Genomic DNA, 20,500 nt, shown 5'->3' with positions numbered 1-20,500 from the left:
TCGGCTACCGCCGCTGACCCATGCCAACGGGCCTGCGGCAGCCGGTCGTTCAGAAGTCGTCGTCGAAGGCGACCGAGCCCTCTACCGCCACCTGGTAGGCGGACGCGCGGCGCTCGAAGAAGTTCGTCAGCTCCTGGACGTTCTGCAACTCCATGAAGGAGAACGGGTTTTCCGAGCCGTAGCGGGCGGGTAGGCCCAGCCGCCGCAGCCGCTGGTCGGCGACGCACTGCAGGTACTCGCGCATCGAGTCGGTGTTCATGCCGGGCAGGCCGTCCCGGCACAGGTCGTGGGCGAATTGCAGCTCCGCCTCCACCGCCTCCTCCAGCATCGCCGTGACCTGCTTGCCCATCTCCTCGTCGAAGAGGTCCGGCTCCTCCTCGCGGACGGTGTCCACGACCGAGAAGGCGAACTCCATGTGCATAGACTCGTCGCGGAAGACCCAGTTGGTACCGGTGGCCAGGCCGTGCAGCAGGCCGCGCGAGCGGAACCAGTACACGTATGCGAACGCCCCGTAGAAGAACAGACCCTCGATACAGGCTGCGAAGCAGATCAGATTGAGCAGGAACCGGCGCCGGTCCTCCTTCGTCCGCAGCCGGTCGATCTCCTCCACCGAGTCCATCCAGCGGAAGCAGAACTGCGCCTTCTCGCGGATGGAGGGGATGTTCTCGACCGCGGCGAAGGCGGCCGCCCGGTCGTCATGGTCGGGGAGGTAGGTGTCCAGCAGCGTCAGATAGAACTGGACGTGGACGGCCTCCTCGAAGAGCTGCCGGGACAGATACAGCCGTGCCTCGGGGGAGTTGATGTGCTTGTAGAGCGTCAGGACCAGGTTGTTGGCCACGATCGAGTCGCCGGTCGCGAAGAAGGCGACCAGGCGGCCGATCATGTGCTGCTCGCCCGGCGAGAGCTTGGCGAGGTCGGTCACGTCGGAGTGGAGGTCGACCTCCTCCACGGTCCAGGTGTTCTTGATGGCGTCCCGGTAGCGCTCGTAGAAGTCCGGGTAGCGCATCGGGCGCAGCGTCAGTTCGAAGCCCGGGTCGAGGAGGTTCTTCCCCCGCGGGGTGTTCGTGTCGGTCGGGGTGGTCATTACTGGCAGGCCTCGCAGGACTCGGGGTTTTCCAGGGAGCAAGCGACGGCCTCGTCGGCGGCGGCGCTCTGCTGAGTCGGGATGGGGGCGCTCGTCGCCGTGGCGGCGCGCGCGGACTGGGCGATCCGCGTCGCCGGACGGGACCGGAGGTAGTACGTCGTCTTCAGGCCCTTCTTCCACGCGTAGGCGTACATCGAGCTGAGCTTGCCGATGGTGGGGGAAGCCATGAAGAGGTTCAGCGACTGGCTCTGGTCGAGGTACGGCGTACGGGCTGCGGCCATGTCGATCAGCGCCCGCTGCGGGATCTCCCACGCGGTCCGGTACAGGCGGCGTACGTCCGCCGGGATCCACGCGAGGTCCTGCACCGAGCCGTTGGACTCGCGCAGCGCCTCGCGGGTCCGGCCGTCCCACACGCCGAGCCGCTTGAGCTCGTCAACCAGGTAGGAGTTGACCTGGAGGAACTCACCGGAGAGCGTCTCGCGTTTGAAGAGGTTCGACACCTGGGGCTCGATGCACTCGTACACGCCGGCGATCGAGGCGATCGTGGCCGTCGGGGCGATGGCCAGGAGCAGCGAATTGCGCATCCCCGTACGGGAGATGCGGGCGCGCAGCGCCTCCCACCGCTCGTCCCACTGCGCCTCCACGCCGAAGTGGTCGGGGTGCAGGACGCCACGGGCGGCGCGGGTGGAGGACCAGGCCGGGTGCGGGCCGTGGCGCTCGGCGAGGTCGCACGACGCCTCGTACGCGGCCAGCATGATGCGTTCGGCGATCCGGGTGGAAAGCCCGGCGGCCTCGGGGGAGTCGAAGGGCAGGCCCATCCGGAAGAAGACGTCCTGCAGGCCCATCATGCCCAGGCCCACCGGTCGCCAGCGCTGGTTGGAGGTCGCGGCCTGCTGGGTGGGGTAGAAGTTGATGTCAACGACCCGGTCGAGGAAGGTCACGGCGGTACGGACAGTGGCGTCCAGCCGCTCCCAGTCCATCGAGCCGTCCTCGCCCAGGTGGGCGGCGAGGTTGACCGAGCCGAGGTTGCAGACGGCGGTCTCCCCGTCGTCCGTCACCTCCAGGATCTCGGTGCAGAGGTTGGAGGAGTGGACGACGCGGCCGGGCTCGGCGGTCTGGTTGGCGGTGCGGTTGGCGGCGTCCTTGAACGTCATCCAGCCGTTGCCGGTCTGCGCGAGGGTGCGCATCATCCGGGAGTAGATCTGGCGGGCGGGGAGCTGCTTGGCGTAGCGGCCCTCGGACTCGGCCTTGCGGTAGGCGGCATCGAACTCCTCGCCCCACAGATCGACCAGCTCCGGCACCTCGGAGGGCGAGAACAGCGACCATGGCCGGTCCGCCTCGACGCGACGCATGAACTCGTCCGGGATCCAGTGCGCCAGGTTGAGGTTGTGGGTACGGCGGGCGTCCTCGCCGGTGTTGTCGCGCAGTTCGAGGAACTCCTCGATGTCCGCGTGCCAGGTCTCCAGGTAGACACAGGCCGCGCCCTTGCGCCGGCCGCCCTGGTTGACCGCGGCCACGGAGGCGTCGAGGGTGCGCAGGAACGGCACGATGCCGTTGGAGTGCCCGTTGGTGCCCCGGATCAGCGAGCCCCGGGAGCGGATACGGCTGTACGGCAGCCCGATGCCGCCCGCGTGCTTGGAGAGCCGGGCGACCTGGTGGTAGCGGTCGTAGATCGAGTCGAGCTCGTCCAGCGGGGAGTCCAGCAGATAGCAGGAGGACATCTGCGGGTGACGGGTGCCGGAGTTGAACAGCGTGGGCGAGCTGGGGAGGTAGTCCAGCCGGCTCATCAGGCCGTAGAGCGCGGCCACTTCGCCGATCGCGCGCTCGGAGCCGTCCTCCGCCAGCCCGCAGGCCACGCGCAGCATGAAGTGCTGCGGGGTCTCGATGACCTGACGGGTCAGGGGGTGGCGCAACAGGTAGCGGCTGTGCAGGGTGCGCAGTCCGAAGTAGCCGAACCGGTCGTCGGCGCCGCCCGCGAGCGCGGCATCCACCAAGGCGTCGAGGCGGGCGGCGTGGGCGCGTACGAACTCCGCGGTCCCGTCGGCGATCAGGCCCTCGCGGTGGCCGGTTGCGACCGAGGCGGAGAAGGAGCGAGCGCCCTGGCCCGCGGCCTCCTCCGCGATGGCCCGGGTGAGCAGGCGGGCGGCGAGCCGGGAGTACTCGGGGTCCTCGGAGATCAGACCGGCGGCCGCCTCGGTGGCCAGCTCCCGCAACTCCGCCTCGCCGGAGCCCGCGTGACGGCCCCGCAGGGCGGCGGCAGCGACCCGGTGGGCGTCGGTCGCGGGCAGGTCTGCGGTGAGCTCGGTCAGGGTGCGCAGCAGCGCGGCGCCGAGGGCGTCGGCGCTGTCCACGGACGTACCGCGGTCGACGGGCGCGGTGGTCTCCGCGACGGTGGCGGGCTCCGGTACGGACTCGCGTGACGCGGGATCTGCGGGCGCGACGGTCACGTGGTTCTCCCTCGCTCGGCTGGGGGCCGCGAGGAACGGTGTGCCCACGGGCGCGCGCGAACCCACCCCCCGTCAGGGCGCAGCACAGCGCTCGTCCCGCAGGCCCAACCCACGAGGCCCGGACGTGTCGTGGCCCGGTTCGGTCGAGCCGGGCGCTGCCGGCAGGTTTTCGGACTCGGAAGGCGCACATGCGCATATCCAGACCGTTGCGGGACAGTTCCGGATTCCCACCGGATTCCCCTGCTGCGGCAACGGGGACGAGCATACATCTAGTGGCGCCGTGCGCATGCACCCCCACATGTTGTGTCATGTGCTCAAAGGATCGCGGTGCTGGGCGGGTTGAGCAGGGGCCCCGGAGCCCTGGATCCGGGCCTGGAGGCGCCCGTGGCCCTTCACGGACGTGCCGCGGCGCTGGCCGGATCCGGGTGCCCGGAGGGGGCCTCAGGAAGTGTGGAGGAGGGCGGTGACACTTCTCACTTCAGGGGTGTGCGCAATTCCGCGGCGCGCCACGAGACTTCGCGCCCCGCGCCGGACCATGCGCCCGGCCGTCTCGCGCCGGACTACGCGCTGGCCCCCGTACCACGCGCCCGGCCGTCTCGCGCCGGACTACGCGCTGGCCCCCGGACCACGCGCCCGGCCGTCTCGCGCCGGACTACGCAGCGGCCCCCGGACCACGCGCCCGGCCGTCTCGTGCCGGACCACGCACCGGCCCCCGTACCACGCGCCCGACCCGCGCGCACCGTGGCCGCCACGTCCCTCACCGAGGCCCGCGCATGCCGCGTGCCGACCGCCGCACCTCACGGTGGCGGGCACGGCAGCGGGCCGCCGCCCCCGAGTGAAGGGGGCGACGGCCCGTACCCCGGCGCCACCGCCGGTCAGTCGTGCCTCAGCAGCAGCGGAAGCCGTTTCTGGGGTCGCCCTCGCGCGCGTCGGTCCGCTGCCGCTCGAACTCCCTGCGGCTGAGCACCTCCGCCTCCGGATCGTGGGCCCGCGCGTGGGCGACGTACCGGTCGTACGTGGCCTCGCCCGATGCCTCGCGCCAGAACCAGCGGATCCTCGATGCCGCCCTGCGGATGCCGGCCGCCGTGCTCATGGCCGGGGCTCCGCCGTCCGGCCGCTGTCCTCCGCCTCGCCGGCCCCGGCTCCGACGCCGGCCGCGACCAGCTCCGCCTTCTCCTCCTTGGTGGCGAACAGGCCTGCGGGAGCGACGATCCTGGACTCCTCGTACGGCACCTCCTGGAGCTGCGCGCTCTGCGGATCGCGGATCGCCTTGAAGCACACCCGGGCCGCGTCGGCGATCACCGCGATGATGAGCAGCGCGAACAGGGCGGCGAGCACACCGTCGACCGTGGCGTTGGTGACGATGGTGTGCATGTCGTCCATGTTCTTGGCGGGCGGCAGGACCTTGCCCGCGTCGATGGCGTCCTGATTGACGCTCACCTGCTTGAAGAAGCCGATCTTCGGGTCCTCGGAGAAGACCTTCTGCCAGCTCGCCGTGAGTGTCACGGCCGCGTCCCAGGCCAGCGGAACCGCCGTCACCCAGGCCCACTTGAGTCGCCCGGACTTGATCAGCAGTGTGGTGCAGACGGCCAGGGCGACCGCGGCGAGGAGCTGGTTGGCGATGCCGAACAGCGGGAAGAGCTGGTTGATGCCGCCCAGCGGGTCGTGGACGCCGACCCACAGGAAGTAGCCCCAGCCGCCGACGACGACCGCGCTGGCGAACCAGACACCCGGCTTCCAGCTCACCTGCCGGAAGGGCTTGTAGACGTTGCCCAGCATGTCCTGGAGCATGAAGCGCCCCACCCGGGTCCCCGCGTCCACCGTGGTGAGGATGAACAGTGCCTCGAACATGATCGCGAAGTGGTACCAGAACGCTTTGAGACCCGCGCCGCCCACGACCGAGGAGAAGATCTCCGACATACCGAGGGCGAACGTCGGAGCGCCACCCGTACGGGACAGCAGGCTCGCCTCGTCCACCGACTTGGCGGCGGCGGCGAGTTCGTCGGGCGAGATGGTGAATCCGAGGCCGGCCACGGCCTGCGAGGCGGACTCGACCGTCGAACCGAGCACGCCCGCAGGGGAGTTGACCGCGAAGAACAGGCCCGGGTCGATGATGCAGGCGGTGATCATCGCCATCACGGCGACGAAGGACTCGGTCAGCATGGCGCCGTAGCCGACCATGCGGATCTGCGTCTCCTTCTGGATCATCTTCGGGGTGGTCCCCGAGGAGACCAGGGCGTGGAAGCCGGACAGCGCGCCGCAGGCGATGGTGATGAAGACGAACGGGAACAGCGATCCGGCGAAGACCGGACCCGAGCCACTGGAGGCGAACGGAGTGACCGCCTCCATCTTCAGCGTCGGCAGCGCGATGACCACGCCGAGCGCCAGCAGCGCGATCGTGCCGACCTTCATGAAGGTCGAGAGGTAGTCGCGCGGGGCCAGCAGCATCCACACCGGCAGCACCGATGCAACGAAGCCGTAGACGACTATCCAGACGACCAGCGCGCCCGGCGAGAGCGTGAAGACGTCGGCGAGTGACGACTCGGCGACCCAGCCGCCTGCGACGATGGCGAGCAGCAGCAGCGCGACACCGATCACGGAGACCTCGGTGACCCTTCCCGGCCGCAGCACCCGCAGGTAGAAGCCCATGAACAGGGCGATCGGAATCGTCATGCCGATGGAGAAGACACCCCACGGCGAGTTGGCCAGAGCGTTGACGATCACCAGCGCCAACACGGCCAGCAGAATGATCATGATCGCGAAGACCGCGACCAGGGCGGCGGCGCCGCCGAACGGGCCGATCTCGTCCCGCGCCATCTGGCCGAGCGACCGGCCGTTGCGGCGCATGGAGAAGAACAGCGTCACCATGTCCTGGACGGCACCGGCGAAGATGACACCGACGATGATCCAGATGGTGCCCGGCAGGTAGCCCATCTGTGCCGCGAGGACCGGACCGACCAGCGGTCCCGCGCCCGCCACCGCGGCGAAGTGGTGACCGAACAGCACGCGCCGGTCCGTGGGGTGGAAGTCGACTCCGTTGTTGAGCCGTTCCGCCGGGGTGGCCCGGGTCTTGTCCACCTTCAGTACCCGGTGCGTGATGAACCGCGCGTAGAAGCGGTACGCGATGGCGTACGAGCCGAGCGCGGCCGCCACCATCCACGCCGCCGAGACCTCTTCGCCCCTGGCCAGCGCAAGCACGGCCCAGCCGGCCGCACCGACCAAGGCGACGAGCGCCCAGAGCGCTATGGCCTGCGGGGTGAGTCTGCGCTGGGGTGCCTGCGATGGTGCTGCTGAATCTGGCATGGCAACGTTCTCCGTCCCTCCGGCGACTCATGTGCAACGCGCAGGAAATCTAAGCCCGTAGGGCGGGAACCGTCACCACCCGCTGTGATACCGGAACGGATACGTTTGCCGTAATCGCAGGTCGAAGGTGCGCGGGGCTGCCGTGTTCAGCTGTGCGGGCGCTTGAGACGCGCCACGAACTTGTACCGGTCGCCGCGGTAGACGGACCGTACCCACTCCACGGGCCGCCCCTCGGCATCGAGTGAATGCCGTGACAACATCAGCATCGGCAGGCCCACGTCCGTACCCAGCAGCCCCGCCTCGCGCGGCGTGGCCAGCGAGGTCTCGATGGTCTCCTCGGCCTCCGCGAGGCGGACGCCGTAGACCTCGGCGAGCGCCGTGTAGAGCGAGCTGTACTTGACGAGGCTGCGGCGCAGCGCCGGGAAGCGCTTGGCCGACAGATGCGTGGTTTCGATGGCCATCGGCTCGCCGTTGGCCAGCCGCAGCCGCTCGATGCGCAGTACACGCCCGCCCGGCGCGATGTCGAGCAGCCCCGCGAGGCGGTCGTCGGACGTGATGTAGCCGATGTCCAGGAGCTGGGAAGCGGGTTCGAGGCCGTGGGCCTTCATGTCCTCGGTGTAGGACGTCAGTTGCAGGGCCTGCGAGACCTTGGGCTTGGCGACGAACGTGCCCTTCCCCTGGATCCGCTCCAGCCGCCCCTCGACCACGAGCTCCTGCAGCGCCTGGCGCACCGTCGTGCGCGAGGTGTCGAACTCGGCGGCCAGCGTCCGCTCCGGGGGGACGGGTGTGCCGGGGGGCAGCGTCTCCGTCATGTCGAGCAAGTGGCGCTTGAGCCGGTAGTACTTGGGCACGCGGGCGCTGCGTGCAGACACGGCGCCGTTGGTGCCGTTGCTCTCGGCGTTCTCCCCGTCCGTCTCCATGGTCAGCCTTCCCGGGTGCGCTCCTGCTGCCGTCACCGGCTCCTCCGTCCTCAGCGGCTCACATCGTGGCACGGCCCCGGCCTCAGGCGACCATTCGGCTCAGGTGTCGGTCCGGTAACGGAGCCGACAGCGACTCTTATACACCCTTGACACCCCAAAAGGTCTAGGCCAAGCTGCCGAAGCGCTGGTCTAAACCATTAAAGACCACGTCCCCGAGCCGCACACGTGCGCGCCCGTAACGAGTCGATCCCGGCGCAGCGGACTGACGGGGGTGGGGGAGTCCGACATCCCTTGAAGGAGGGTGGCGTGAGACGCAAGCTCATCGCGGCTGTTGGTGTCGCGGCAATGGTCACCGGCGTCGCGGCCTGCGGGTCGGGGGACTCCGGCGCGTCGAAGAACCCAAAGGAGCGCAGCGAGACGCTCACCGTCTGGCTGATGGTCGACGCCCAGAGCATCTGGCCCGAACTGGTCGAGGACGTCAATGAGCAAGTGAAGGGATAACGGCACTCCATGACGACCCTCGCCCCAGGAACCGGCACCCTCACCCGTGACGCACTCGCAGTCCTCCAGCCGGGCTTCACCGGCACGCGCGCCCCCGACTGGGTGCTGCGGCGGCTCGGTGACGGACTGGCCGCGGTCGGCCTGTTCGGCCGGAACATCGCCTCACCGGACCAACTGGCCGCTCTCACCACGCAGTTGCGCGCGGAGCGCGGGGACGTCCTCGTCGCGATCGACGAGGAGGGCGGGGACGTCACCCGGCTGGAGGTCCGTACCGGTTCCTCCTTCCCCGGCAACCTCGCCCTGGGAGCCGTCGACGACACCGCCCTGACCCGGTCCGTGGCCCGTGAACTGGGGCGGCGGCTCGCCGAGTGCGGGTGCAACCTCGACTGGGCCCCTTCGGCGGACGTCAACTCCAACCCGGACAACCCCGTCATCGGCGTCCGATCCTTCGGTGCGGAACCGGACCTCGTCGCCCGCCACACCGCCGCATACATCGAGGGCCTCCAGTCCGTGGGCGTCGCCGCCTGCGCCAAGCACTTCCCCGGCCACGGCGACACCGATGTCGACTCCCACCACGACCTGCCGCGCGTCGGTGCGGATCTGACCACCCTGCACGCCCGCGAACTCGTCCCCTTCCGCGCCGCCGTGCGGGCCGGCGCCAAGGCCGTGATGAGCGCGCACATCCTGCTGCCCGCCCTCGACCCGGACCGGCCCGCAACCCTCAGCCCGCAGGTGCTGCACGGTCTGCTCCGCGCTCCCGCACCTGAGGACGGCCTCGGCTTCGACGGGCTGATCGTCACCGACGGCATGGAGATGCGGGCCATCTCGGCGGCCTACGGCCTCGAGCGCGGCAGCGTGCTGGCCCTCGCGGCCGGGGCGGACGCCATCTGCGTCGGGGGCGGCCTCGCCGACGAGGAAACCGTGCTCAGGCTGCGCGACGCCCTCGTGCAGGCCGTACGGGACGGGCGGCTCGCCGAGGAGCGCCTCGCGGACGCCGCCTCCCGGGTCCGCGCCCTCGCCGCGTGGACGGTCTCGGGGCCCGGCGCCCGGTCCGGGGCCGGGGCCGCGGCGGATCCCGGGGCGGGTCTGGAGGCCGCCCGCCGTGCCGTACGCGTCACGGGCGCGGACGGCTACGAACCGGCCCGCGGCCCCGTGTTCGTCGCCGCGTTCACCCCGGTCGCGAACATCGCCGTCGGCGCCGAGACCCCGTGGGGCGTCGGGGCCGAGCTGGTGCGGATGCTGCCCGGCACCGGCACCGACTCGTACGGCCGCCCCGGAACGGACGGCGAAGGACCGTCCGCCATGATCGCGCGCGTGCTCGCCGACGCGGCGGACCGTAGGATCGTCGCCGTGGTCCGCGACGTCCACCGGCACCGCTGGATGGCCGCCGCACTGGCCTCCCTCGTCGCCGCCCGGCCGGACACGGTCGTGGTCGAGATGGGGGTCCCCCAGGCACCGCCGAGCGGAGCTCTGCACATCGCGACGCACGGCGCCGCACGCGTCTGCGGCCGGGCCGCCGCGGAGGTCATCACCGGCGAGGTTGCCGGGCAGTGACGCTCGCGGACAGCAGTACGACAGCCGACTGGAGGCACCGAGGATGTCCGCCACGACTCCGACCCAGCCGAGTTCCCCGCCGGGGCGGATCATGTCCGGCGAGATGGCCGAACAGCCCGCGGTGCTGCAGCGGATCCTCGACGAGGGCGCACCGCGGATCCGGGACGTCGCGGAGCGGATCGCCGCCCGCAACCCGCGCTTCGTCCTGCTCACCGGCCGCGGCACCTCCGACAACGCGGCCCTCTACGCCAAGTACCTGCTGGAGGTGCTGCTCGGCAAGCCGTGCGGCCTGACGTCGATGTCCACTACGACCGCGTACGGCGCCGAGCCGGATCTGACGGATGTCCTCGTCGTCACCGTCAGCCAGTCCGGGGGCTCCCCGGACCTGGTGGCGTCCACGGAGGCCGCCCGCGAGGCCGGAGCGGTCACCCTCGCGGTCACCAACAACGCCGACTCGGCCCTGGCCGAGGTGTCCGAGTTCCACGTCGACGTCCTCGCGGGCCCGGAGAAGGCGCTCCCGGCGACCAAGACGTACACGGCCGAACTCCTCACCCTGTACTTGTTCGTCGAGGGCCTGAGGGGAGGCGAGGGTTCGGCCGCCAAGGTCCTCCCCGGGCTGGCCCGGCACATCCTGGAGCGCAAGGCCGAGGTGAGGGCGCTGGCCGGGCGCTACCGCTTCGCCGAGCGCATGGTCCTCACCTCGCGCGGCTACGGCTATCCGACCGCCAAGGAGGCCGCGCTCAAGCTGATGGAGACCAGTTACATCCCGGCGCTCTCGTACTCCGGCGCCGACTTGCTGCACGGCCCGCTCGCCATGATCGACAACATTTCGCCGGTCATCGCCATCGTGACCGAGGGCAAGGGTGGCGAGGCGCTGCAGCCCGTACTGGACCGGCTCAGCAGCCGCGGCGCCGACCTGGTCGTCATCGGCAGCCAGGCAAAGGTCGACCGGGCGACCGCGGGCTTTGCGCTGCCGACGACGGGAGTGGCGGAGGAGGTCCAGCCGATCCTGGAAATCCTGCCGCTGCAGATGCTGGCGTACGAGGTCGCCATCGCCCGGGGGCAGGATCCGGACGCGCCGCGCGCGCTGGCGAAGGTCACCGAGACCCGCTGAGTTCGTGGCCGGTGCCCTGGGGTGCCGGAGCAGACGGGCCCTTCGGCGGGACCATGGCTCCGGGCGCGGGAGGGCACAGGGTGGCCGCACCCCGGACGAGCCACAGTGCGGGACGCGGAGCAACGGCCTCGAAAACACCCGCGGGCCGCGGCGCCGGGACAGGACCCTCAACCTGTCCGGCACCGCAGCCCGGAGCTGACGCCGGTGGGCCGGGCCCGCTGAGGTGTGCGGTTCCTCGCGGAAGGCCGTGCCGGCAACAGGCCGCGGCGCAGTCAGGGCAGAGAGCACCGGGCCCCTTCCACCCTCCTGTGCGGGGAGGATGGACGTTTTACTGTTTCATTGTGGACTAGACCATTCTCGTCTGTCCATGAGTTGGCCCAGGATTCGCGCGAGATTCGCAACGCCGCAACACCGGTAGGCTCGCACACGTGCCCTCCATGAACGACCTCGTCCGCCAGCACACCGCACTCACCGAGTCCGACCTCGAGTGGTTGCACCTGCTGGTTTCGGAGTGGCAACTGCTCTCCGACCTCTCCTTCGCCGACCTGGTCCTGTGGGTTCCGACCCTGGACGGCACCCGCTATGTCTCCATTGCGCAGATGCGGCCCAATACCGGGCCCACCTCCTATCAGGACGACATGGTGGGCCATCTCGTTCCCCGCGGCCGCCGCCCCATGCTGGACACCGCGGTCGACGAGGGGCGGATCGTGCGCGAGGGCGACCCGGAGTGGCGCGAGGAGGTCCCCGTCCGGGTCGAGTCCATCCCCGTACGCCGGGAGAGCCGCGTCCTCGGGGTGATCGCGCGCAACACCAACCTGCTGACCGTACGGACGCCCAGCCGGCTCGAACTCACCTATCTCCAGAGCGCGTCCGACCTCGCCCAGATGATCGCGGCGGGCGCGTTCCCCTTCCCCGGGCAGCAGGTCGACATGGATGCATCACCGCGCGTGGGCGACGGCCTGATCCGCCTGGACGCCGACGGCATCGTCCAGTACGCGAGCCCCAACGCCCTCTCCGCCTACCACCGGCTGGGCCTCGCGGCCGATCTGGTCGGCTGCCACCTGGGCCAGACCACCGCCGAACTCGCCCCCTCCCGCGGGCCGGTGGACGAGGCCCTGGTGAAGCTCGCCAGCGGCTGGGCGCCGCGCGAGACCGAGGTCGAGGGCAACGGCGGTGTCATCCAGCTCCGCGCCATCCCGCTGAAGCCCAAGGGCACCCGCATCGGCTCGCTCGTCCTGCTCCGCGACGTGACCGAACTGCGCCGCCGCGAGCGGGAGTTGATCACCAAGGACGCCACCATCCGCGAGATCCACCACCGGGTGAAGAACAACCTCCAGACAGTGGCGGCCCTTCTGCGGCTGCAGGCGCGGCGGATGGACTCGGACAAGGGCCGGGAGGCGCTGGAGGAGGCCGTGCGCAGGGTCGGCTCGATCGCCATCGTCCACGAGACGCTGTCCCAGAACCTCGACGAGCGCGTGGAGTTCGACGACATCGCGGACCGGGTGCTGGCCATGGTGGCGGAGATCTCGCCCGGGCGGGTCGCCGGCCGCCGTACGGGCCGCTTCGGCATCCTCGCCGCCGAGGTCGCCACGCCCTTGTCCATGGTGCTCACCGAAATTCTGCAGAACGCCCTGGAACACGGCTTCGGCCCGGGGGAGTCCGGAACCGTGGAGGTGTCCGCCGTCCGCGGAGGTACGCGCAGCGAGGGCCGTCTGCTGGTGACGGTGCAGGACGACGGGTGCGGACTGCCGGAGGGCTTCAGCCCGCAGCGGCAGGGCAATCTGGGCCTGCAGATCGTACGGACCCTGGTGGAGGGGGAGTTGGGCGGGACGTTCGACATGTTGCCCGCACCGGAGCGCGGCACGCGCGTGGTCCTGGATATCCCTGTCGGGGCGGGGAAGCGCTGAACCGTACGGAAGCGGACGGTCGCGGCGGATCAGCGCCGGAGCGGCCGGAACGGGCGATCCGGACCGAGGTGAACAGGGCGTTGACGGCGCGGACTTCGTCATCCGTACGCAGGTGATCGGTGGGCTTTTTCATGTGGCGTACGGCACAGCGCCGTTGGTGTGGCAGAACACACAGCGATTTGGTGTGGCAGAACACACAGCAAAGAAGCCCCGGACCGATTCGGTCCGGGGCCCAGTGCGTGCTGCGCGCTGCGACTCGGGGGGCGGGAGGTGCGCACACGCCGTACGCGCCGCCCTGGCACAGGGGCTTGGTGTCAGGCGCTGGCGTTGCGCGCCCGGTTGCGAGCGGCGCGGCGCTTCATTGCGCGGCGCTCGTCCTCGCTGAGGCCACCCCACACGCCGGAGTCCTGGCCGGACTCCAGCGCCCACTGCAGGCACTGCTCCATCACGGGGCAGCGACGGCAGACGGCCTTGGCTTCCTCGATCTGCAGCAGCGCAGGACCGGTGTTGCCGATGGGGAAGAAGAGCTCGGGGTCTTCCTCGCGGCAAACGGCGCGGTGACGCCAGTCCATGGCTGCTCCATCTCCTTGTATTACCAGCTGATTGCTTGTGAATGTGAACGCTTTCACGAATCCCCTCACAAGCGAAGGGGCCGTCGTCCAGTTACCTGGTGCGGTCCCAGGGGGAGTGAGGGGGATTCAGGCTCTCAAGGGGGCCGCCTTGCGGGGCCGTCCCGATCGCCATGAAGAGACTCGCAAACCTCGGCGGCGGATACAACCCCTTCTGGAAAGTTTTTTTTGATTCCTTGGTGTCGCGTCGATCACAGCCGTACTTCCGAGGGGTGGAAGCTGGCCTAAACGTTCGACTGGAAGGACTTTGGCCCCTTCCGCTCACACAATCACACGCAGTGCACGGCGTACGCCTGTGAACGTCACGCTCGTACGCAGTCCGAGGTGGTCTCCGTCCATCTGAAACGGCAGCGGCACCTGCGAATGCAAGGTGAAGTCCGTCAGATCATGGAGTGAGACGGCGTGCCTGCCGCGGGGCCCGCGCTCGGGCGAGGACATGAGGAGTTGAGCGGCATATCGGGCCACCGCGGCCGTGGAGAGGCGGCTCAGACCGAGCACGTCGAGAGCGGTGTCGAAGGACGCCGCGGGGGCTGCGTACACCGGGCGATTTCCCAGGTAGGTCCAGGGAGCGGTATTGCAGACTATGGACAGCACAAGATCGTGGACCGGCTCCGCGCCCTCCCTTTCGAGGGTTATCGTCCCCTGCGTGCGGTGCTGTTCGCCGAGGAACTGCCGTACGACCTGACGCACATAAAGAGAGTGGGTCGAGCGCCGGCCGCGCTCGCGATGCTGTTCGACCCGTCCCACGACACCGGCGTCGAATCCGAATCCGGCGCAGAAGGTGAACCACCGGGCGGGCACCCCTGCGTCGTCGGTGCCGGGGGTTCCGGACGCGAGGCCGAGTCCCACGGTCCGCTCGGTGCGCCGGTGCAGCGCGTCCAGCAGGGCGCCGGTCGCCTCGATCGCGTCGTTGGGCAATCCGAGGGCCCGCGCGAACACATTGGTGGAGCCGCCGGGCACGACCGCGAGCCCGGGAAGTGCTTCGGGCGCGGGGCCGTGGTGCAGCAGTCCGTTGACGACCTCGTTGATGGTGCCGTCGCCGCCGAGCGCGACGACCAGTTCGGTCTCGCCGTCCTCGGCCGCCTGCCGTGCCAGCTCCCGGGCGTGGCCCCGGCGCTCCGTCATCGCGACGTCCAGTTTGAGATCGCTCGCCAGCGCGTGAATGAGGACGTCCCGGGTGCGTCCACTGGTGGTGGTTGCCGTCGGATTGACCACGAGGAGGGCGCGCATGCGCAGCAGACTACCTACCCAGTGGTACAGGGCCCAGCCCGGGAAAAGATCACATGCGCCGAGGGCTACCCTGCTGGGGTGAGCAGCGAGCAGAAGCAGGCCCCCGACGACACCCCGCCCGCAGGACCGCGCCCGGCGCGGCTGACGGCAGCGGCCGCGCTGGCGGCGGTCGAAGGCGTGGTGCTCGCCGCGTTCGGTGCCTATCTGCTCGTCATGGGACTCGTCGGTGACCCGGACAGCCCGCAGCAGGCGGAGATGGGTGGGCTCACCCTGCTCGTGCTCGCCGCGCTGCCGCTGGTCGCGGCGCGCGGACTGCTGCTGCGGCGCCGCTGGAGCAGGGGGCCTGCGCTGATCGTCCAGATCATGGCCGTGCCGGTGGCATGGACGCTGATCAGTACCGGCGGGGCGATGGTCGCGGCGGGGATCACCCTCGCGGCCGTCGCCGTGGCCGTCCTGGTCCTGCTGGTGAACCCCACGGCGACCGAGGCGCTGGGGATTGCGCCCCGGGACGCCTGATCCTTCCCGCATCACGGAGGACGGGCCGCCCGGCCTCACCGTGGGCCGGGTCGGCTGCACATCTTCCCGTAGAGCTGCACGCCCTCCCGTACAGTCGCGGGCGTCTCCGCGGCGGACGGCTTTCGGCGAGCCGGCGCCCCGCGCGGTCACCGGCTCCAGGGGTCAACACGCGTGCGCCCCCGCCCGACCCCTCGACCAGGAGCAGAAGCCCCTGCTCCTCGACCAGGAGCAGGGGCCCCTACTCCTCGACCAGGAGGCGGTCGCGGAGCTGGGCCAGGGTGCGGGCCAGCAGCCGTGAGACATGCATCTGGGAGATGCCGACCTCCGCGGCGATCTGCGACTGGGTCATGTTCCCGAAGAAGCGCAGCAGCAGGATCTTCTTCTCCCGCGGCGGCAGTTCCTCCAGGAGCGGCTTGAGCGACTCCCGGTACTCCACACCCTCCAGAGCGTCGTCCTCCGCGCCGAGGGTGTCGGCGACGGCCGGCGACTCGTCGTCCGTGTCCGGCACGTCCAGCGACAGTGTGCTGTAGGCGTTGGCGGACTCCAGGCCCTCCAGCACCTCCTCCTCCGAGATGCCGAGCTGCTCGGCCAGCTCGTGGACCGTCGGCGAGCGCCCGTGGCGCTGCGACAGCTCGGCCGTGGCGGTCGTCAGCGACAGCCGCAGCTCCTGCAGACGGCGCGGGACCCGCACCGCCCAGCCCTTGTCGCGGAAGTGGCGCTTGATCTCGCCGACGACGGTCGGGGTGGCGTACGTGGAGAACTCCACGCCGCGGTCCGGGTCGAACCGGTCGACGGACTTGATCAGACCGATCGTGGCGACCTGGGTCAGATCGTCCAGCGGTTCCCCGCGGTTGCGGAACCGGCGGGCCAGATGCTCGACCAGCGGCAGGTGCATCCGTACGAGATGGTTGCGCAGCTCGGCGCGCTCGGGAGAGCCGTCGGGCAGCCCGCGCAGCTCGATGAACATGGCGCGGGCACCGGTGCGGTCGTGCGGGTCCGGGAGCTGGCCGTGCTCGTGCTCGTAGGCGTGCTCCGGTTCCGGCCGACGGTGCTCGTGCTCGCGCTGCCCGCCCGGGTGCTGCTCGCGCTGGTGCTGGTCCATGTGGTCCGCCCGCTCTGCCTGCGGCTGCTCGGGAATGGCCGTGCCCGGCGCAACCCGCGAGACATGCCTCTCGTCATGCATCGGCCTGCCCATCCCGTCCGTCACGGCTGTCCGGGACCCGCGCCGCGCTTCTTGTGCAGGCTGATGCTGACGGTCCGGTCCTCGGCGACCGTCGACTCGACCTCACCGGCCAGTGCGGAGAGCACCGTCCAGGCGAAGGTGTCGCGCTCGGGCGCTCTGCCGTCCGTGGTCGGCGCCGACACGGTGACCCGCAGCGCGTCGCCCACCAGGCGGAAGACGCAGCTCAGCACGGATCCCGGCACCGCTTGCTGGAGCAGGATCGCGCACGCCTCGTCGACCGCGATACGCAGATCCTCGATCTCGTCGAGGGTGAAGTCCAAGCGCGCTGCAAGCCCGGCCGTGGCCGTGCGCAGCACCGAAAGGTAGGCACCCGCGGCCGGCAGCCGGACTTCCACGAAGTCCTGGGTCCCGGGCTCGCCTGCGATCTGGGACACCCTCACCTCCAAGGTGGCACAAGCTCGTTGAGCTGGTATGAACGCCGTCTCGCACCCGCTCGGAACGGAACGGGCCGACGCGGCACATGGTTCGGCTGCGACGCTATCGCGATCCGGGGGTCAAGGTCCCACGGACCGGGGAGCGTCACTCATTGTAAGTCTGCGGGTACGGACAGTGGCTAGAGGGTCGGCAGACTCAATTCAAAGAGATGCGACTCCGGTTGGAGCGGCGACGAATCAGATGATCGTCTGGTCCACGAAACACCATCGCCAGCTCTCGCCCGGCTCGTAGGAACGCATCACCGGGTGCCCCGTGCTCTCGAAGTGCCGTGTCGCGTGCCGCGCCGGCGACGAGTCACAGCATCCCACGTGACCGCAGTGCAGACACAGGCGCAGTTGGACGTAGTCGCTGCCGTCCGCGCGGCAGGCCAGGCAGGTCTCGCCGGCCGCGGCGGGCTCGGGGCGCGGCAGTCCGGGAACATGGGGGCACTCGCTCATGATTGCCAAGGTTAAAACGTCCGCGAGCGGAACGCGGAGGCCCGGCCTGGAGCGTGCGACGACGGGCAGTGACGGACGAGGACGGAACGGGTACCGATGGACGCAACTCCGCTTCTGCTGCTGGTCGCCGCGAGCGCGGCCGTCGCGGGCGCCGCCCGCCGTACCTCGGTGCCGCCTCCGCTGGTCCTGGTCGCCGTCGGACTCGCCGCGAGCTTCCTGCCCGGCGTCCCCGAGTACAGGCTCGACCCCGACGTCGTGCTGCCGTTGGTGCTTCCGCCGCTGCTCCATGTCGCGGCGCTCGACAGCTCGTATCTCGATCTGCGCGCCCAGGTGCGGCACGTGCTGCTGCTGTCCGTCGGGTACGTGCTGTTCTCGACCGTGGTGGTCGGCTGGGTCCTCTACGCCGTGGTGCCCGGGATGCCTCTGACGGCCGCGCTGGCCCTGGGCGCGATCGTCGCCCCGCCGGACGCCGTGGCGGCCACCGCTGTGGCCCGCAGGATCGGGCTGCCGGCCAAGATCACGACAATCCTCAAGGGCGAGTCGCTCTTCAACGACGCGACCTCGATCACCGCGTACAAGGTCGCGCTCGCGGCGACGGTGGGCGAAGGTGCGACCTGGGCGGGCGGACTGGCCGAGTTCGCGATCGCGGCCGTGGGCGGTGTGGGCGTGGGACTGGTGCTCATGGGGCCGCTGCAGTGGCTGCGGACCCGACTGCGCGACCCACTGCTGCTCAACACGGTGTCACTGCTCATCCCGTTCGTGGCGTACGCGGTCGCCGAGGAGGTCCACGCCTCGGGCGTTCTCGCGGTCGTGGTGGTCGGCCTCCACCTCGGGCACCGCGCCTGGCAGGTGGACTTCGCCACCCGCCTCCAGGAGGCGGCGGTGTGGCGGATGGCCGCCTTCCTGCTGGAGTCGTCGGTCTTCGCGCTCATCGGGCTGCAGCTCCGTGTCGTCCTGCGCGACGTGGGCGACTACGAGCCCGGGGAGGTAGCGGTCTACGCGGTCGCGGTCTTCCTCGCCGTCGTCGCCGGGCGCTTCGCCTGGGTCTACGCGACGGTCTACCTGCCCGGCCTGCGCGATCGGGGCGGACGGCCTCCGTGGAAGTACCCCTTCGTGGTCTCCTGGGCGGGCATGCGGGGGGTGGTCTCCCTCGCGATCGCCTTCGCGATTCCCATGACGGTGGACGACGGAAAGCCGTTCCCGGGACGGAACCTGCTGCTCTTCCTCACCTTCACGACCGTCATCGGGACGCTGGTGGTGCAGGGGCTCACCCTCACGCCGCTGATCAAGGTCCTGGGGGTGCCGGGGAGCGACAGCTACCGGCAGACGCTGATGGAGGCGCAGGCGCAGAACGAGGCGTCGCGCGCGGCGGAGCAGCGGCTCGAGGAGCTGCTCGCCGATCCGCGCAACGCCCTGCCGCAGCCTCTGGCGGACCGGCTGCGTTCGGTGCTGGAACGGCGCAGGAACGCGGTCTGGGAGCGCCTGGGCACGGTCAACGAGGTGACGGGGGAGTCGGCGGACGAGACGTACCGGCGGCTGACGCGGGAGGTCATCGCCGTGGAGCGGGAGTCGTTCGTACGGCAGCGGGACGAGCGGCGGATCGACGACGAGATGCTGCGGACGCTGCTGCGCAGGCTGGACCTCGAGGAGGCGGCGGCGCTCTACCAGGAGGATGCGCTGCAGTGATGCGTCCTGCGGGACCGCGAGGCCGGTCGGGGCGTGGCGGAGGTGATACGGGTGAGGGCAGGCGGTACGGGCCGCGTGCGGTCGGGGCCGGAGGCCGCCGAGACGGGACCGTTCCGGTCGGGACGGGGGCGGTCAGGATGTGGGCGCGGGCCAGGGGCGGTGTGGCCCGGTGAGATGGTGGGCGCGGTCAGGATGTGGGCGCGGTCAGGATGTGGGCGCGGTCAGGATGTGGGCGCGGTCAGGATGGTGGGCCTGTGACGACCGCGGCTACCGTCGTCCCGGGGGCGAACGCGCCTTCTCCGGCAAGGGTGGTGAGGCCCAGGAGCATCTTGGCCACGTAGAGCTGCTCGACACGCATGCCGTGCCGGGCCTCGAAATCCTTTGCGAACGCGAGGAGTTCGGGGCTCGTACGGCCGTATCCGCCGCAGTGGAAGCGCTCGTCGAGCCTCCAGCGGCCGATGCGGGCGCCGAACGCCTCGCACTGCAGCCGCTCGGTCTCCCGCTCCAGGAAGTTCCCCCTGAGGACCGGGAATCCGATGGCCGTCTGTGCGGGACAGAGTCCGGCCGCGAGCCCCGCCAGCGTGCTGCCGGTGCCGCAGGCGACCGCCGCGGTGTCGGCGGCACCCCGCAGCTCGCGCCCGAGGCGGGCGCAGCCGCGCGCGGCCAGGGCGTTGCTGCCGCCTTCGGGTATCAGGAAGAAGTCCCCGAACCTCTCGCGCAGGCCCTCCAACACGGCGGGCTCCGTCTTACGGCGGTACGTGGCGCGGTCGAGGAACGTGAGGCGCATGCCGTCCGCGGCACAGCGGGCGAGCGACGGGTTGAGCGGACGGTCGGCCAGCTCCGCGCCGCGTACGACCCCGATCGTGGAGAGGCCGAGGAGCCGTCCCGCGGCCGCGGTGGCGCGCAGGTGATTCGAGTACGCCCCGCCGAAGGTGAGCAGCGTGCCGCGGCCCTGCTCCGCGGCTGCGCGCAGATTCGGTACCAGCTTGCGCCACTTGTTGCCCGGGAGCAGCGGGTGGATGAGGTCGTCCCGCTTGAAGAGGAACCGGACGCCGCGCCGGGTGAACCGTTCGTCCTCGATCTCCTGCAGCGGTGACGGCAGCCGTGCGTCGAGCCCCTCGGGTTCCGGGGCGGTCGCCGGTGCACGGTCGCGGTCACTTGCGGGGCTCTTCACGGGCCCATTGTCACGTGCCGCGGAGGGGCGGTCACCGCACGTGGGTCATGTGCGCACGCGCCGTCAGGTGCGCAGGCGCTGCCGGCTCGTACGGGGGGATCCGCTGTACGGGCACGCGTGACCCCGCCTGGCGGTGTGTGTCCCCGCCGGGCGGTGCGGCCGGGCGGTGTGCGGCGCCAGACGCCGCGACGGAGAGTCTCGTCCCCCGCATCGGTCCATGGACCGGGGCCCCGCGGAGCGGCCCGGCTGGCAGACCCAGACGCGGGACGAGCACCATTTCCGCTACGACGTACCGGGCAAGGCAGAGAAGTGGCAGATCC

The 20,500-nt window shown here is 70.6% G+C and carries 16 protein-coding genes, 1 pseudogene and 1 riboswitch; of the genes and pseudogenes, 6 read left to right on the top strand and 11 right to left on the bottom strand.

Going from position 1 to position 20,500, the window contains the following annotated elements; genetic code table 11:
• Positions 1-49: 49 nt before the first annotated feature.
• The 5 genes from AB0M26_RS27125 to AB0M26_RS27105 form a co-directional block, all read right to left on the bottom strand.
• Positions 50-1,084: a ribonucleotide-diphosphate reductase subunit beta gene (locus AB0M26_RS27125; RefSeq protein WP_365264895.1), complete on the bottom strand. Its 1,035-nt coding sequence runs from the start codon at positions 1,082-1,084 to the stop codon at positions 50-52.
• The gene (locus AB0M26_RS27120) at positions 1,084-3,531 is read right to left on the bottom strand and encodes a ribonucleoside-diphosphate reductase subunit alpha (RefSeq protein ID WP_365264893.1); all 2,448 of its coding nucleotides are present in this window, start codon (positions 3,529-3,531) and stop codon (positions 1,084-1,086) included. The genes AB0M26_RS27125 and AB0M26_RS27120 overlap by 1 nt, the downstream gene beginning before the upstream one ends.
• A gap of 142 nt (positions 3,532-3,673) precedes the next feature.
• A riboswitch (cobalamin riboswitch) is annotated at positions 3,674-3,803 on the bottom strand.
• Positions 3,804-4,417: 614 nt separating this feature from the next.
• Positions 4,418-4,624: a YbdD/YjiX family protein gene (locus tag AB0M26_RS27115; RefSeq protein WP_365264891.1), complete on the bottom strand. Its 207-nt coding sequence runs from the start codon at positions 4,622-4,624 to the stop codon at positions 4,418-4,420.
• Positions 4,621-6,834 carry a carbon starvation CstA family protein gene (locus AB0M26_RS27110; protein ID WP_365264889.1) on the bottom strand — a complete coding sequence of 738 codons (2,214 nt, stop codon included), beginning with the start codon at positions 6,832-6,834 and terminating at the stop codon, positions 4,621-4,623. Before AB0M26_RS27110 ends, AB0M26_RS27115 begins: the two co-directional genes overlap by 4 nt.
• Positions 6,835-6,980: 146 nt before the next feature.
• Complete coding sequence (locus AB0M26_RS27105; protein ID WP_365264930.1) at positions 6,981-7,754, bottom strand: GntR family transcriptional regulator; 774 nt, start codon at positions 7,752-7,754, stop codon at positions 6,981-6,983.
• Positions 7,755-8,060: 306 nt separating this feature from the next.
• Here AB0M26_RS27105 and AB0M26_RS27100 point away from each other — a divergent pair.
• From AB0M26_RS27100 to AB0M26_RS27085, 4 genes and pseudogenes are all read left to right on the top strand, one after another.
• Positions 8,061-8,243 (top strand): annotated as a pseudogene (locus AB0M26_RS27100) (sugar transporter); the annotation flags it as partial.
• Between the two features lie 21 nt (positions 8,244-8,264).
• On the top strand, positions 8,265-9,809 hold the full coding sequence (locus AB0M26_RS27095) for a glycoside hydrolase family 3 N-terminal domain-containing protein (protein ID WP_365264887.1): 1,545 nt from the start codon (positions 8,265-8,267) through the stop codon (positions 9,807-9,809).
• A 43-nt stretch (positions 9,810-9,852) separates the two neighbouring features.
• Positions 9,853-10,923 (top strand): SIS domain-containing protein, encoded by a 1,071-nt coding sequence (locus AB0M26_RS27090; RefSeq protein WP_365264885.1) that lies wholly within the window; start codon positions 9,853-9,855, stop codon positions 10,921-10,923.
• 437 nt (positions 10,924-11,360) lie between these two features.
• Entirely contained in the window at positions 11,361-12,830 is a 1,470-nt protein-coding gene (locus AB0M26_RS27085; protein ID WP_365264928.1) for a PAS domain-containing sensor histidine kinase, read from the top strand.
• A 314-nt stretch (positions 12,831-13,144) separates the two neighbouring features.
• Here AB0M26_RS27085 and AB0M26_RS27080 read toward each other — a convergent pair whose 3' ends face one another.
• Positions 13,145-13,402, bottom strand: a complete 258-nt coding sequence (locus tag AB0M26_RS27080; RefSeq protein ID WP_003983230.1) for a WhiB family transcriptional regulator — start codon at positions 13,400-13,402, stop codon at positions 13,145-13,147.
• A 318-nt stretch (positions 13,403-13,720) separates the two neighbouring features.
• A complete protein-coding gene (locus AB0M26_RS27075; protein ID WP_365264882.1) occupies positions 13,721-14,689 on the bottom strand; it encodes a diacylglycerol kinase family protein in 969 nt (322 codons plus the stop codon).
• Between the two features lie 78 nt (positions 14,690-14,767).
• Between AB0M26_RS27075 and AB0M26_RS27070 the strand changes: the two genes are divergently transcribed.
• Entirely contained in the window at positions 14,768-15,205 is a 438-nt protein-coding gene (locus AB0M26_RS27070) for a hypothetical protein (protein WP_365264880.1), read from the top strand.
• 238 nt (positions 15,206-15,443) lie between these two features.
• On the opposite strand, the gene AB0M26_RS27065 is transcribed toward AB0M26_RS27070, so the two are convergent.
• The 3 genes from AB0M26_RS27065 to AB0M26_RS27055 all read right to left on the bottom strand — a co-directional run bounded on the left by AB0M26_RS27065 (position 15,444) and on the right by AB0M26_RS27055 (position 17,320).
• Positions 15,444-16,307 carry an RNA polymerase sigma factor SigF gene (locus AB0M26_RS27065; RefSeq protein ID WP_365264926.1) on the bottom strand — a complete coding sequence of 288 codons (864 nt, stop codon included), beginning with the start codon at positions 16,305-16,307 and terminating at the stop codon, positions 15,444-15,446.
• A gap of 101 nt (positions 16,308-16,408) precedes the next feature.
• Entirely contained in the window at positions 16,409-16,822 is a 414-nt protein-coding gene (locus AB0M26_RS27060) for an anti-sigma regulatory factor (RefSeq protein ID WP_360846160.1), read from the bottom strand.
• A 237-nt stretch (positions 16,823-17,059) separates the two neighbouring features.
• Positions 17,060-17,320 carry a UBP-type zinc finger domain-containing protein gene (locus tag AB0M26_RS27055; protein WP_365264878.1) on the bottom strand — a complete coding sequence of 87 codons (261 nt, stop codon included), beginning with the start codon at positions 17,318-17,320 and terminating at the stop codon, positions 17,060-17,062.
• A gap of 96 nt (positions 17,321-17,416) precedes the next feature.
• Between AB0M26_RS27055 and AB0M26_RS27050 the strand changes: the two genes are divergently transcribed.
• Positions 17,417-19,006, top strand: coding sequence for a Na+/H+ antiporter (locus AB0M26_RS27050; RefSeq protein ID WP_365264876.1), 1,590 nt, complete (start codon positions 17,417-17,419; stop codon positions 19,004-19,006).
• A 238-nt stretch (positions 19,007-19,244) separates the two neighbouring features.
• On the opposite strand, the gene AB0M26_RS27045 is transcribed toward AB0M26_RS27050, so the two are convergent.
• Positions 19,245-20,108 carry a pyridoxal-phosphate dependent enzyme gene (locus AB0M26_RS27045; RefSeq protein ID WP_365264924.1) on the bottom strand — a complete coding sequence of 288 codons (864 nt, stop codon included), beginning with the start codon at positions 20,106-20,108 and terminating at the stop codon, positions 19,245-19,247.
• Positions 20,109-20,500: the final 392 nt, after the last annotated feature.

The sequence above is a fragment of the Streptomyces sp. NPDC051776 genome, assembly GCF_040681345.1.
Classification (GTDB): Bacteria; Actinomycetota; Actinomycetes; order Streptomycetales; family Streptomycetaceae; genus Streptomyces.
This window is presented reverse-complemented; position numbering and strand designations above follow the sequence as displayed.